The 12,629-nt window shown below is 67.8% G+C and carries 11 protein-coding genes and 2 pseudogenes; 9 read left to right on the top strand and 4 right to left on the bottom strand.

The genetic code is table 11. The features are described from left to right. Nucleotides 1-162 precede the first annotated feature (162 nt). The 5 genes from zigA to J7024_RS07885 are packed head-to-tail and all read left to right on the top strand — an operon-like array spanning nt 163 to nt 4,886. The gene (zigA, locus tag J7024_RS07905) at nt 163-1,371 is read left to right on the top strand and encodes a zinc metallochaperone GTPase ZigA (protein ID WP_124830173.1); all 1,209 of its coding nucleotides are present in this window, start codon (nt 163-165) and stop codon (nt 1,369-1,371) included. 58 nt (nt 1,372-1,429) lie between these two features. Continuing rightward, a complete protein-coding gene (folE2, locus tag J7024_RS07900) occupies nt 1,430-2,350 on the top strand; it encodes a GTP cyclohydrolase FolE2 (RefSeq protein ID WP_124830172.1) in 921 nt (306 codons plus the stop codon). After that, nucleotides 2,344-2,925, top strand: a complete 582-nt coding sequence (locus tag J7024_RS07895) for a 6-pyruvoyl trahydropterin synthase family protein (protein ID WP_124830171.1) — start codon at nt 2,344-2,346, stop codon at nt 2,923-2,925. Before folE2 ends, J7024_RS07895 begins: the two co-directional genes overlap by 7 nt. Beyond that, a complete protein-coding gene (locus J7024_RS07890) occupies nt 2,922-3,482 on the top strand; it encodes a gamma carbonic anhydrase family protein (RefSeq protein WP_124830170.1) in 561 nt (186 codons plus the stop codon). Before J7024_RS07895 ends, J7024_RS07890 begins: the two co-directional genes overlap by 4 nt. A gap of 3 nt (nt 3,483-3,485) precedes the next feature. Then, nucleotides 3,486-4,886 (top strand): dihydroorotase, encoded by a 1,401-nt coding sequence (locus tag J7024_RS07885; protein WP_124830169.1) that lies wholly within the window; start codon nt 3,486-3,488, stop codon nt 4,884-4,886. A 56-nt stretch (nt 4,887-4,942) separates the two neighbouring features. Here the strand turns inward: J7024_RS07885 and J7024_RS07880 are convergent, their stop codons facing one another. Next, on the bottom strand, nt 4,943-5,971 hold the full coding sequence (locus J7024_RS07880; protein WP_175750640.1) for a hypothetical protein: 1,029 nt from the start codon (nt 5,969-5,971) through the stop codon (nt 4,943-4,945). 288 nt (nt 5,972-6,259) lie between these two features. Between J7024_RS07880 and J7024_RS07875 the strand changes: the two are divergent. Then, a pseudogene (locus J7024_RS07875) lies at nt 6,260-6,415 on the top strand (LysE family translocator); the annotation flags it as partial. A 6-nt stretch (nt 6,416-6,421) separates the two neighbouring features. On the opposite strand, the gene J7024_RS07870 reads toward J7024_RS07875, so the two are convergent. Next, nucleotides 6,422-7,270, bottom strand: coding sequence for a helix-turn-helix domain-containing protein (locus tag J7024_RS07870; protein WP_234744965.1), 849 nt, complete (start codon nt 7,268-7,270; stop codon nt 6,422-6,424). 92 nt (nt 7,271-7,362) lie between these two features. Between J7024_RS07870 and J7024_RS07865 the strand changes: the two are divergent. Next, nucleotides 7,363-7,527 (top strand): annotated as a pseudogene (locus J7024_RS07865) (site-2 protease family protein); the annotation flags it as partial. 63 nt (nt 7,528-7,590) lie between these two features. Here the strand turns inward: J7024_RS07865 and J7024_RS07860 are convergent. Continuing rightward, on the bottom strand, nt 7,591-8,982 hold the full coding sequence (locus tag J7024_RS07860) for an MFS transporter (RefSeq protein WP_124830167.1): 1,392 nt from the start codon (nt 8,980-8,982) through the stop codon (nt 7,591-7,593). A 248-nt stretch (nt 8,983-9,230) separates the two neighbouring features. Here J7024_RS07860 and J7024_RS07855 point away from each other — a divergent pair, with 248 nt between their 5' ends. Together J7024_RS07855 and J7024_RS07850 are read left to right on the top strand one after the other, a co-directional pair. Next, the gene (locus tag J7024_RS07855; protein ID WP_175786746.1) at nt 9,231-10,808 is read left to right on the top strand and encodes an aldehyde dehydrogenase (NADP(+)); all 1,578 of its coding nucleotides are present in this window, start codon (nt 9,231-9,233) and stop codon (nt 10,806-10,808) included. A 196-nt stretch (nt 10,809-11,004) separates the two neighbouring features. Next, nucleotides 11,005-11,556, top strand: coding sequence for a hypothetical protein (locus tag J7024_RS07850; protein WP_124830165.1), 552 nt, complete (start codon nt 11,005-11,007; stop codon nt 11,554-11,556). Between the two features lie 136 nt (nt 11,557-11,692). On the opposite strand, the gene kdgD is transcribed toward J7024_RS07850, so the two are convergent. Next, entirely contained in the window at nt 11,693-12,607 is a 915-nt protein-coding gene (gene kdgD / locus J7024_RS07845) for a 5-dehydro-4-deoxyglucarate dehydratase (RefSeq protein ID WP_124830164.1), read from the bottom strand. Between the last annotated feature and the right edge of the window lie 22 nt (nt 12,608-12,629).

Genomic DNA, 12,629 nt, shown 5'->3' with positions numbered 1-12,629 from the left:
GCTTATCAACCCCACCTTTCAAACGGCATGCCGCGGGCGGCGCCAGGGCCGCGCTTTCGTTGCCGCCTTGCCGTCATATGCTGGACGCCTGAAATGATATGTTATATCGTAGCGATACAATATATCATTTCCTATCCAACGTCCCGCTTCCGGAATCGCCCGATGAACACCGCCCACCCGCCGTCCGCGCGGCTTCCCGTGACCGTCCTGTCCGGCTTCCTCGGCGCGGGCAAGACCACGCTGCTCAACCACATCCTCAACAACCGCGAAGGCCGCCGCGTCGCGGTGATCGTCAACGACATGTCCGAGGTCAACATCGACGCCGCGCTCGTCCGCGACGGCGGCGCCGGGTTGTCGCGTACCGACGAGAAGCTGGTCGAGATGAGCAACGGCTGCATCTGCTGCACGCTGCGCGAGGATCTGCTGATCGAGGTCGACCGGCTCGCGCGCGAAGGGCGCTTCGACCAGCTCGTGATCGAGTCGACCGGCATCTCCGAGCCGCTGCCGGTGGCCGAGACGTTCACATTCGAAGGCGAGGACGGCCGCAGCCTCGGCGAAGTCGCGCGGCTCGACACGATGGTGACGGTGGTCGACGCGTTCAACTTCCTGCGCGACTACGCGTCGCGCGACAGCCTGCAGGCGCGCGGCGAATCGATGGGCGACGAGGATGCGCGCACGGTCGTCGATCTGCTGATCGACCAGATCGAGTTCTGCGACGTGATCGTGGTCAACAAGGTCGACCTGATCGACGCGCCGGCCCGCGAGCGGCTGATCGCACTGCTGCGCGGCCTGAATCCGCGCGCGCGGATCGAGATCGCCGAATTCGGCAAGGTGCCGCTCGAGCGCGTGCTCGACACCGGGTTGTTCGATTTCGATGCGGCGTCGCTCGCGCCGGGCTGGCTGCAGGAAATGCGCGGCACGCACACCCCCGAGACCGACGAATACGGGATCCGCAGCTTCGTCTATCGGGCGCGGCGGCCGTTTCATCCGCAGCGCTTCTTCGATCTCGTCGAAAGCGAATGGCCGGGCGTCGTCCGCTCGAAGGGCTTCTTCTGGATGGCCACCCATCCGACTATCGCGGGTTCGTGGTCGCAGGCCGGCGCGGTCGCGCGGCACGGGCCGGCCGGTCACTGGTGGGCGGCCGTGCCGCCCGAGCGCTGGCCGCAGGATCCGGAGGCCGTCGCGCAGATTCGCGCGCGGTGGGACGAGCGCGTCGGCGACGCGCGCCAGGAGCTCGTGCTGATCGGCATGGACATGGACGAGCCGGCGCTGCGTGCCCGCTTCGATGCGTGTCTGCTGACCGACACCGAGATGGCCGCCGGCCCCGAACGATGGATCACGTGGGACAACCCGTTTCACGACTGGACCTGACCCGAACGCGCTTCCTGCATCGAACCGGATGGAGAAGGCGCTCCACCGGACTCCGAGCATGAATGCACCGCTTCCCGATATTTCCGTGACCGACGCCGCGCCGCGGCACCGCCCGCTCGACTGGGTCGGCATGCAGGGCATCGACCTCCCTGTTGCGGTGGCCGAGCCCGGCTGCCGGCGCGACGTGCATGCGCGCGCCGGCGTACAGGTCGATCTGCCCGCGCCGCACGTGAAAGGCATCCACATGTCGCGGCTGTACCGGCTGCTCGACACGCTGGGCGACGGCGAAGCGCTGTCGGCGGCCTGCCTGCGACACTTGCTGCACGAGATGGTCGACAGTCATCGCGACTGCGGCACGCGCAGCGCACGGCTGCGGCTGCATTTCGACCTGTTGGCGCGCCGCCCGGCGCTCGTTACCGAAGGGCTGGCCGGCTGGAAGTCGTATCCGGTGCGGCTCGACGCGACGCTGACGGGCGATATGTTTGCGCTGCACGCGCAGGTGACGATCGTCTATGCGTCGACGTGTCCGTGCTCGGCCGCACTGTCGCGGCACTGGGTCGAACAGGCGTTTCTCGCCGCGTTCGGCCGCGACGATCGCGTGGAACCGGCCGCGGTCGCCGCATGGCTGCAGCGACACGCAACCGCAGCGACGCCGCACAGTCAGCGCAGCGAAGCGGTCGTCGACGTCGGGCTTGCTGCCGGCCACGCGCCCCTCGGGCTGATCGCGCTGATCGATCGCGTCGAGCATGCTCTCGGCACGCCGGTGCAGACCGCCGTGAAGCGCGCGGACGAACAGGCGTTCGCGGTGCTGAACGGCCAGAACCTGATGTTCGTCGAGGATGCCGCGCGGCGCGTACAGGCGGCGCTGGACAGTGCTTATGCGAATCCGCGCGTTCACGTGCGCCATCTGGAGAGCCTGCATCCGCACGATGCGGTCGCGTGGGCGGCGCCGGCGCGTGACGGGGTTCCCGCATGCTGATCCGCAAGCTGTTCCGGTTCGAGAACGCGCACATCGTGCGCGGCTGCAGCACACGGCGCTGCTCGCATTCGATCCACGGCCACTCGTACAAGGTCGAACTGCTGCTCGAAGCGCATGCGCTCGACAACGGGCAGATGGTGTACGACTTCGGGCTTCTCAAAGGCGACGTGCGCGACCTGATCGACGCGTTCGACCATGCGGTGACGCTGTGGTCTGGGGACGATCGCGATTACGTCGACAGCATGCGCCGGCACTCGGAGCGTTGGGTGCTGCTGCCCGTTTCGCCGAGCGCCGAGCAGTTCTCGCGCGTGCTGTTTCGTCTTGTCGATGCAGTGCTGTCCGGCGCCGCGATGTCGAATGGCGAGGCCGACGTGCGCCTGCACTCGGTGATCGTTCACGAAACCGAGACGGGCTACGCGCAGTGCTTTCACGACGATGCGTTCAATCCGCGCATGGGCCGCATCGACCTCGACGCGATCGTGTTCTCGCCGGCCATCGCCGCGCAGTGGCGCGATCCCGGCCTGCTCGACCGGCTCGCGCGCGATCGCATCCATTCAACGCAGGAATCCAGATGATCAGAAAGAACCCGCGCGGCGACCTGCCGCAAATCCACCCGAACGCGTTCGTCGATCCGACCGCCATTCTGTGCGGACGCGTGATCGTCGAGGAGAACGTGTTCATCGGCCCGTACGCGGTGATCCGCGCCGACGAAACGGATGCCGACGGCGAGATCGCGCCGATCGTGATCGGCGCGCATTCGAACATCCAGGACGGCGTCGTGATCCATTCGAAGTCGGGTGCGAGCGTCACCATCGGCCGGCATACGTCGATCGCGCATCGCGCGATCGTGCACGGGCCATGCAAGGTCGGCGACGGCGTGTTCGTCGGGTTCAACAGTGTGCTGTTCAACTGCACGATCGACGACGGTTGCGTCGTGCGCTACAACGCGGTCGTCGACGGCTGCCGTCTGCCGCCGGGCTTCTATGTGCGCTCGACCGAGCGCATCGGGCCGGAAACCGACCTCGCGGCGTTGCCGCAGGTCACCGCCGATGCGAGCGACTTCTCCGAGGACGTCGCGCGCACGAACAATGCGCTGGTGCTCGGCTACAAGCACATCCAGAACGAGTTCTGACCGATGACCGAGCGCATGCGACAGCCAGCCGGCGACGGTGACGCATTCGACGCGGCAGCGCGGCGTCATGCGGATCTGCTCGTTCACGGCGGCACGGTGATGACGCCCTGCGGCGCCGAGCGGATCGACGTGGCGTGTGCGGGCGGCCGCGTGGTCGCGCTGGGCGCATTGCGCGGAAGCTGGGGCGCTGATGTATTGCTGGATGCCGGTGGACTGCACGTGCTGCCGGGTGTCGTGGACAGCCAGGTGCATTTCCGCGAACCGGGCCTGATGCACAAGGAGACGTTCGAGGCCGGCACGCGCGGCGCGGTGCTCGGCGGTGTCACGACCGTCTTCGAGATGCCCAATACGCAGCCGCTGACGCTGGACGAACACGATCTGCGAGCGAAGCTGGATCTTGCGCGCGGCCGGGCGTGGTCCGATTACGCGTTCTACGTCGGCGGCTCGGCCGTGAACGCGGAACGGTTGCCGTTGCTCGAAAACCTGCCCGGCTGCGCGGGCGTGAAGGTGTTCATGGGCAGTTCGTTCGGCGACCTGCTGGCCGACGACGACACCGTATTGCGCCGCATCCTGCGGCACGGCCGTCGGCGCATGGCCGTGCACGCCGAGGACGAAGCGCGGCTGCGCGCACGCAAGGCGATCGTCGAAGCGAGCGGCGACGTGCGCGACCATCCGCGCTGGCGCGACGACGAAAGCGCGCTGATCGCGACGCGGCGGATCGTCGGACTGGCTGCGCAGACGGGGCGGCGTCTGCACTTGCTGCATGTCTCCACCGCGCAGGAAATGGCGTTTCTCGCGCGGCATCGGCGGCGCGTGACGGTCGAAGTCACGCCGCATCACCTGAGCCTGCATGCGCCCGACTGCTACGAGCGGCTGGGCACGTTCGCGCAGATGAATCCGCCGGTGCGCGAGCGGCATCATCGGCACGCGCTGTGGCAGGCCGTTCGCGACGGCCTGGTCGACGTGATCGGCAGCGATCACGCGCCGCATACGCGTGAAGAAAAGGGCCGCCCGTATCCGCAGTCGCCGAGCGGGATGACCGGCGTGCAGACGCTGCTGCCGCTGATGCTCGACCACGTGCATGCCGGCCGCCTGAGCCTCGAACGGCTCGTCGATCTCACGAGTGCCGGCCCGGCGCGGATCTTCGGCATCGAAGGCAAAGGGCGGATTGCACTCGGCTACGACGCCGATTTCAGCATCGTCGACCTGCGTGCGCGCCGGATCATCCGCAATGAATGGATCGCGAGCGTGAGCGGCTGGACGCCTTACGACGGTTGCGCAGTTACCGGGTGGCCCGTGCATACGGTCGTGCGCGGGCAGGCTGCCGTGCGCGACGGGGCGCTGAACGGGCAGCCGGCGGGGCGACCGGTTGCGTTTCTGGATGCGGACGCGCCGCCGGTTTGACGCGTTTCGGCGTTACGCACCGGTGTGGCGCCGACGCCGGCCATCGCGTCGCCCGATCATTCCGCTTCGGGCGGGAAGATCGCGTAGACCTTGCCCGATGGCGCCTGCGCGACCGATGCGCCATCGGCGAGCGGGCCGATGATCTTGCTGACCGCGTGCTGCCCCCGGGCGGTCTTGAAAAGCCATGCGCCCGGATAGTGTTCGCGCAGTCCGCGCACGCCGAACCTGACGTCGGTGCCGGCCGGGTAGGTGAGGTCGCCGACGCTCGCCGCGCGCGCCAGCGTCGCGTAATCGAATGCGAGAATGTTGCGGTTCCGGTCGAGTCTCACGTCGGGATGCCGCAGCGGTAGCGACGACAGCTCGAACACGGCGCCGTCGGCGACCCGGATCTCCCAATAGTCGTTGTCGCGCAGGCCGTCCCCGTAGGCGGTCGTGCTTCTCATCAGTCGCGAGCCGGCCGGCACGGCGACACCGGCCACGCGATTGCCGTCGGCCAGGTGGCACAACCAGAGCGTCCGGATCCGCGCGTCGTTGCGCAACACGATTTCCAGCGGCTCGTTCGCGCCGCAGATCCATCCGTCGATTGTTCGGGGGCCGGTGGTGGTCAGCCGCAGTGCGGTGAGGCTGGGCGGGTATTGGTCGTTCCGCGGCGCTTCATCGTCGAATTCCGATCCGACGTTCATCGCCACCGCCGGAATGCCGTGGACATCGACCACGTGCGGGAACTCGACCTTCTCGATCGATTTCATGTCGCCGGCGTTGAAGAGCGACAGCCGGGTGCCGGGCGGCATGTCGATGCCGAGCAGATGCTCGCGCTTCTCGAGCACGGGATGTTTCGCGGCTTCTTCCTTCCTGGTGTTCAGCTCGACCCGCAGGCTGATCACGCACATCAAGACGAAGAAACTGCTCGTCACGCCCAGTGCGGCGAGGATGGCGGTGGAGCGTCCGCGATGCGCGCGAAACGATTGCCGTGCACGCGGAAACAGCGCGAGCGCGACGGCCCAGAGCAGCATGGCGACGGCCGCCAGAAACGAAATGGCGAGAACGACGAAGAAGGTGCCGGAGAAAATCGGAGCGGGAATCATGAGACAGGCGAGCGACCGAGCGGAATCGTTGCCGGAATGGCCCCGGTGGAGCGGGGCGAGCCGGTATCGTCAAGTGAAGGGGGCCGCCGCCGGCGTGGCCCGGATGGCAAGCGGCATGTCAGGAGCTTGTACGAACGGGTGTCATTGTAGTGTCCCGGCCCAATGATCGGACGAAAGCGGCGCGCGGCGCGCGTTTTGCCGATGCCTGGATCGGCAGGCGCACCGTCTGCTTGATGCGCTTCGGCGGAATCCCGGCTTCGGCGTTGCGCACGCCTTCGATCTGCGTGAGGGCCGACGTTTCTCGTCAAGGGGCCGGTCGCGTTGCGCGCCGGGATGCGGTCGGCGACGATCCGGCGCAAACCGCGCCGCCTGATCCGCATGCACCGGGTGAGCGGCACGGTGCTGCTCTCGCCGGGCATGAAGCTGGCGCTCGAGCGCCGTTGACGAGGCTCACTGCGCCGGCAACGCGTCCGCCAGCGCGCGCAGCGCATCCACCGTCTGCGGATTCGCGGGGAAGAACGCCTCGATCGCCAGCTCCGACAGCGTGACGTCGACCGGCGTGCCGAACACCGTCGTCGTGCTGAAGAACGTCAGTTCGCCGGCCGCCGTGCGCAGCCGCAGCGGCACCGCGATGTCCGCGTAATCGGCGCGCGCGGCCGCGTCGTCGGGCTGGCCGGCCGGCGTCGGGTACGCGGCGAGTTCGTCGCGCAGCGTATGCAGCGTGCGGTCGCCGCTCGCGTCGATCTGCCGTTGCAGTCGATGCAGGATATGCGCGCGCCATTCGTTCCAGTTGACGATCTGCGACGCGAGGCCGTCCGGATGCAGGCTCAGGCGCAGCACGTTGACGGGCGGCTGCAGCAGTGCCGGATCGGCCTGCGCGACCAGCGCGCCGAGCATCCGGTTCGCGGCGAGCAAGGTCCAGTGACGATCCACCGCGAGCGCCGGATACGGCTCGTGACCGCGCAGCACCGCTTCGACCGCGCCGCGCGCCACATCGAGCTGCGGATCCGAAAACGGCCGCTCGCGAAAGAGCGGCGCATAGCCGGCCGCGACGAGCAGCGCATTGCGCTCGCGCAGCGGCACGTCGAGGCGTTCCGCGAGATGCAGCACCATGTCGCGGCTCGGCTGCGCACGCCCCGATTCGACGAAGCTCAGGTGTCGCGCGGACACCTCCGCTTCGAGCGCGAGCGCCATCTGGCTCAGGCGCCGGCGTTGACGCCACGTGCGCAGCAGCGGGCCGATGCCGGACGCGCGGCCGGCGGACGGGGGGAGCGAATGAAGGGCGGCGGTCGGGTTCATGCCCACGATGATAGGCAATCCCGCGCGCCCCGGACATGACCTGCGAGGTAAGCATTCCGGTTCGGTCGGCATTGCCGACCGCGCGTGCCTGCGCGTGGCGCTACGATCCCGACGCGCGCGAGAACCGCATGTACTACGCGACGTCGGTCGAGACGAAGACAACCTACGCGCTCTGCTACGTCGGCCTGCTCGCGTTTCTCGCGCTGATGACGTCCGGCGTGCACGACATGCTGCGCGTCGCGCATGCATCGATCTGATCGATGTAAAAAACGGCGGCGCGCTCATGCGCGGCCGCCGCCGTTTTCCCCTTCCGGCGACATTCACGCGTCGCGGTGACGCAGTTCGACGCGCTTGATGTCCTTCACGATCACGAGATAGCTGAACACCGTGACGAGCGCGTTCAGCCCGACGAACACGAGCGCGCCGTTGAACGAGCCGCTCGCGCCGACCAGGTAGCCTATCGCGATCGGCGCGACGATGCCGGCCGTGTTGCCGAACATGTTGAACAGGCTGCCCGACAGGCCGATCGCTTCCTTCGGCGCGGTGTCCGCGACGACCGCCCAGCCGAGCGAGCCGATCCCCTTGCCGAAGAACGACACGGCCATCAGCACGATCACGAGCACTTCGCTGTCGACGTAATTGCAGCCGATGATGACCATCGACAGCAGCATCCCGCCGACGATCGGAATCTTGCGCGCGAGCGTCAGCGACACGCCGCGACGGATCAGCGTATCCGACAGCATCCCGCCGAGCACGCCGCCGAGGAACCCGCAGATCGCCGGCAGCGACGTCATGAAACCGGCCTTTAGCAGCGACATCCCGCGCGCCTGCACGAGGTAGATCGGGAACCACGTGAGGAAGAAGTAGGTGAGCACGTTCACGCAATACTGGCCGAGATAGACGCCGAGCAGCATCCGGTTCGACAGCAACTGGCGCACGTAGTACCAGCCCGCGACGCGATTGCCCGCGGACGCCGTGCCGTTGGCGCGGGCCCCGGTGGGCCGGCTCGTCGTGCGCACGAGGCCGCCGCCCTGCTCGATATGCTCGAGTTCCGCGCGATTCACCGCCGGATGGTCGGCCGGATCCTTCATCACGCGCAGCCACAGGAACGCGAGCGCGATGCCGGCGAGGCCGAGCCACAGGTACACCTGATGCCAGCCGTACGCATGCGTGAGCCACGCCATCAGCGGCGAGAACACCACCGCCGCGAAATACTGCGCGGCGTTGAAGATCGCCGACGCCGTGCCGCGCTCGGCGGTCGGGAACCAGCTCGCGACGACCTTCGCGTTCGCGGGAAACGCGGGCGCTTCGGCGATGCCGACCGCGAAGCGCATCACGAACAGCGCCGTCACCGCGAACGCCGCGCTGCCGCCGAGGCCGATCGTGCTCTGCAGCAGCGTGAACGCCGACCACAGGAAGATGCTCGTCGCATACACGCGCCGCGCGCCGAAGCGATCGAGCAGCCAGCCGCTCGGCAACTGCGCGAGCACGTACGCCCAGCTGAACGCCGAGAAGATGTAGCCCATCGTCACCGGATCGATGCCGAAGGCCTTGCGAATCGGCGTGCCGGTGATCGACAGCGTCGCGCGGTCCGCATAGTTGAGCGTCGTGACGACGAACAGCATCGCCAGGATCCAGTAACGCACGGCGGTGCGGCGCGCGGTGCCGGCGAGATCGATCGGGAGATCGCGAGAGGTGGTCTGATTGGGCACTTTAATGTACGTCGTCGTATGACATGGCGGGAATTTTATGAGTAATGACAGGATGCAGAAACCTCGGGTTTTCCCTTTGAAAGATGACGCAAAAAGGTAAGAAACACGCGGGTACACTAGATATATAAGGCTTTCGCGATGGCGATGGCAGGTTCGGCACGCCATGCGAATATTGAAATGTCGTCGGCAGACATCGTATCTGTTGAGCTACAATGAGCCCATCATTCCCGAACCACGGAGCACACCTCATGCAACTGACTGGAGAGATGCTGATCGGCGCCGACGCGGTGGCCGGCTCGGCCGGTACCTTGCGCGCGTTCGACCCGACGAAGGGCGCGCCGATCGATGCGCCGGCGTTCGGCGTCGGGACGCAGGCCGACGTCGAGCGCGCGTGCGAACTCGCGCGCGACGCCTTCGACGCGTACCGCGCACAGCCGCTCGCGGCCCGCGCGGCGTTTCTCGAAGCGATCGCCGACGAAATCGTCGCGCTCGGCGATGCGCTGATCGAACGCGCACACGCAGAAACGGGCCTGCCCGTCGCACGCCTGCAGGGCGAGCGCGGCCGTACCGTCGGCCAGCTCCGGCTGTTCGCGCGCGTCGTGCGCGACGGGCGTTTCCTCGCCGCGTCGATCGATCCCGCGCAGCCGGCGCGCACGCCGCTGCCGCGCTCGGACCTGCGGCTGCAGAAGGTCGGACTCGGGCCTGTCGTCGTGTTCGGCGCGAGCAACTTCCCGCTCGCGTTCTCGGTGGCCGGCGGCGATACCGCGTCGGCGCTTGCGGCCGGTTGCCCGGTGATCGTCAAGGCGCACGAAGCGCACCTCGGCACGTCCGAACTGGTCGGCCGCGCGATCCGCGCCGCCGTCGCGAAATGCGGGATGCCGGCCGGCGTGTTTTCGCTGCTGATGGGCCCCGGCCGCGTGATCGGCGCGGCGCTCGTCAGCCACCCGGCGATCCAGGCCGTCGGCTTTACCGGATCGCGGCAGGGCGGCATGGCGCTCGTGCACCTCGCGAACGCGCGCCCGCAGCCGATTCCCGTCTATGCGGAAATGAGCAGCATCAACCCGGTCGTGCTGTTCCCGTCCGCGCTGGCCGCGCGCGGCGATGCGATCGCGACGGGCTTTGTCGATTCGCTGACGCTTGGCGTCGGCCAGTTCTGTACGAACCCCGGCCTCGTGCTGGCGATCGACGGTCCCGATCTCGACCGCTTCGAGTCGGTCGCCGCGCAGGCGCTCGCGAAGAAGCCGGCTGGCGTGATGCTCACGCGCGGCATCGCCGACGCGTTTCGCAACGGTCGCGGCAAGCTGGCCGAACTGCCGGGCGTGCGTGAAATCGGCTCGGGCGAAGCGGCGCAGACCGAATGTCAGGCGGGCGCAGCGCTGTACGAAGTCGCCGCACAGGCGTTCCTGGCCGAGCCGGCGTTCAGCCACGAAGTGTTCGGGCCGGCATCGCTGATCGTGCGCTGCCGCGATCTCGACGAAGTCGCGCGCGTGCTCGACGCGCTGGAAGGCCAGCTGACGGCTACGCTGCAGATGGACGCCGACGACAAGCCGCTCGCGCGCCGCCTGCTGCCGATCCTCGAACGCAAGGCCGGGCGCCTGCTCGTCAACGGCTACCCGACCGGCGTCGAGGTGTGCGACGCGATGGTGCACGGCGGGCCGTTCCCGGCGACGTCGAACCCGGCCGTCACGTCGGTCGGCGCGACCGCGATCGAGCGTTTCCTGCGGCCGGTGTGCTACCAGGACTTCCCGGACGATCTGCTCCCCGAAGGACTGCAGGAAAGCAATCCGCTCGCGATTCCGCGTCTGCGGGACGGCAAGGCGGAGTAAGGGGGCGGCGGCTCGGGGCGCAAGCCCGGGCCTGCTTGCCGGACGAATGAAAGCGGGGGTGGCCGGCTGGCTGCCTCCGCTTTTTTCATGGCGGCTTCCGCGTCGCCGGAATTTCTCCTACAGTAGCGAAGCCTCGGGCCGGCCGGCCCGCGGGCGAGCCTGAGAGCCCGACAAAAGACTAACGAGGAGCCATCCGATGAACATCAGCAAGCGCGGCGATCACCTGTTCGCCGCCGGATTGTGGAAAGCGATCGGCGACGTCGCGCATTCCGTGCGCAGCCGGATCGGCCAGTACAGCGAAGGGCGCGTGCTCGCGAATGCGCTGCTGGAATTCCAGCGCGACCTGGGCGGCAGCGAATTCGACGTGACGATCAACCAGGGGCGGCCCGTGACGGACTCGGACGCGCATTCGCTCATGTTCGGCCTTGCCGTGCGACGCTTCAGGCAGGACATGGAGGCGCTGGTGTTCGCGCTCGAGCATCGCCGCGGCATCGACGAACGCGACCAGAACCTGCGCACCGAAGCGCTGATGCAGGCCAACAGCCAGCTCACCACCGCGAAGCAGTCCGCGACGATCACGGTCGGTCGGTTCTTCGATGCGGTCGTCGACCGCGACGTGCTGGGGCAGATTCTCGGCGGCGAATCGAACGCGCGCGTGCGTGCGGGTGCGCAGGGCCGGATCGAGGCGACCCGGATCAAGCTCGGCAACGTGCGTCACCGGATCATCGGCGTCATCGCGCAGATGTGAATGGCGTGCTGCGCGGCGGGTGCGTCGCGCGGCTGTCGCTACAAACGACTGCGGCCGGCAAAAGCCGGCCGCGATGCCTGACAGGCAAACCAGCCGGCCGCCGCGCCGCAGAGGGCGCCGCGCCGGCCGTACCCGCTTACTGCGGGCCCATCTTCTTGATCAGCACGTCCAGCTCGGCCACTTCGGCATCGGTCAGGTCGACGAGCGGTGCGCGCACCGGACCCGCGTCGTGGCCGACGAGCTTCGCGCCCGCCTTCACGATGCTGACCGCGTAGCCCGCGCGGCGGTTGCGAATATTCAGGTATGGCAGGAAGAACTCGTCGATCAGGCGGCCGACCGTTGCGTGGTCGTCCTTCGCGATCGCTTCGTAGAATTCCATCGCCGTCTTCGGGATGAAGTTGAATACCGCCGACGAGTACACCGGCACGCCGAGCGCCTTGTACGCGGCTGCGTAGACTTCGGCCGTCGGCAGGCCGCCGAGGTACGCGAAGCGGTCGCCCAGGCGGCGGCGGATCGTGACCATGCTCTCGATTTCGCCGACGCCGTCCTTGAAGCCGATCAGGTTCGGGCAACGGTCGGCCAGACGCTCGAGCATGTCGGCGTTCAGCTTCGAATTCGCGCGGTTGTACACCACGACACCGATCTTCAGCGAACGGCATACCTGCTCGACGTGCTCGGCGATCCCTTCCTGGCTGGCTTCGGTCAGGTAGTGCGGCATCAGCAGCACGCCGCTCGCGCCGAGGCGCTCGGCTTCCTGCGCATATTCGATGGCGACGCGCGTGGCACCGCCCGCGCCGGCGAGGATCGGCACCTTGCCCTTGCAGGTTTCCGTCGCGACGCGGATCACGTCCGAATATTCGCGCTGCGTGAGCGAGAAGAATTCACCGGTGCCGCCGGCTGCGAACAGCGCGGTCGCGCCGTACGGCGCCAGCCATTCGAGGCGCTCGGCATAGGTGGTCGGGCGGAAGCTGCCATCTGCGTCGAAGTCCGTCAGCGGAAACGACAGCAGGCCGTGGGAGATGATCTGTTTGAGTTCTTGCGGTGAGGTCATGGTTGGGTCGTCCGTCTAGCGC

The sequence above is a fragment of the Burkholderia sp. WTPI3 genome (genome assembly GCF_021483755.1).
Taxonomy (GTDB): domain Bacteria; phylum Pseudomonadota; class Gammaproteobacteria; order Burkholderiales; family Burkholderiaceae; genus Burkholderia.
Note: the sequence above shows the minus strand (reverse complement) of the source record. Positions and strands in the feature narration are given on the sequence as shown.

What these genes read in the sequence shown, in the direction of transcription:
- J7024_RS07880 (WP_175750640.1), bottom strand. Translation starts at nt 5,971, where the DNA reads ATGATTCCCGCTCCGATTTTCTCCGGCACCTTCTTCGTCGTTCTCGCC.
- J7024_RS07895 (WP_124830171.1), top strand. Translation starts at nt 2,344, where the DNA reads ATGCTGATCCGCAAGCTGTTCCGGTTCGAGAACGCGCACATCGTGCGC.
- J7024_RS07885 (WP_124830169.1), top strand. Translation starts at nt 3,486, where the DNA reads ATGACCGAGCGCATGCGACAGCCAGCCGGCGACGGTGACGCATTCGAC.
- J7024_RS07890 (WP_124830170.1), top strand. Translation starts at nt 2,922, where the DNA reads ATGATCAGAAAGAACCCGCGCGGCGACCTGCCGCAAATCCACCCGAAC.
- kdgD (WP_124830164.1), bottom strand. Translation starts at nt 12,607, where the DNA reads ATGACCTCACCGCAAGAACTCAAACAGATCATCTCCCACGGCCTGCTG.
- J7024_RS07850 (WP_124830165.1), top strand. Translation starts at nt 11,005, where the DNA reads ATGAACATCAGCAAGCGCGGCGATCACCTGTTCGCCGCCGGATTGTGG.
- zigA (WP_124830173.1), top strand. Translation starts at nt 163, where the DNA reads ATGAACACCGCCCACCCGCCGTCCGCGCGGCTTCCCGTGACCGTCCTG.
- J7024_RS07855 (WP_175786746.1), top strand. Translation starts at nt 9,231, where the DNA reads ATGCAACTGACTGGAGAGATGCTGATCGGCGCCGACGCGGTGGCCGGC.
- folE2 (WP_124830172.1), top strand. Translation starts at nt 1,430, where the DNA reads ATGAATGCACCGCTTCCCGATATTTCCGTGACCGACGCCGCGCCGCGG.
- J7024_RS07870 (WP_234744965.1), bottom strand. Translation starts at nt 7,270, where the DNA reads ATGAACCCGACCGCCGCCCTTCATTCGCTCCCCCCGTCCGCCGGCCGC.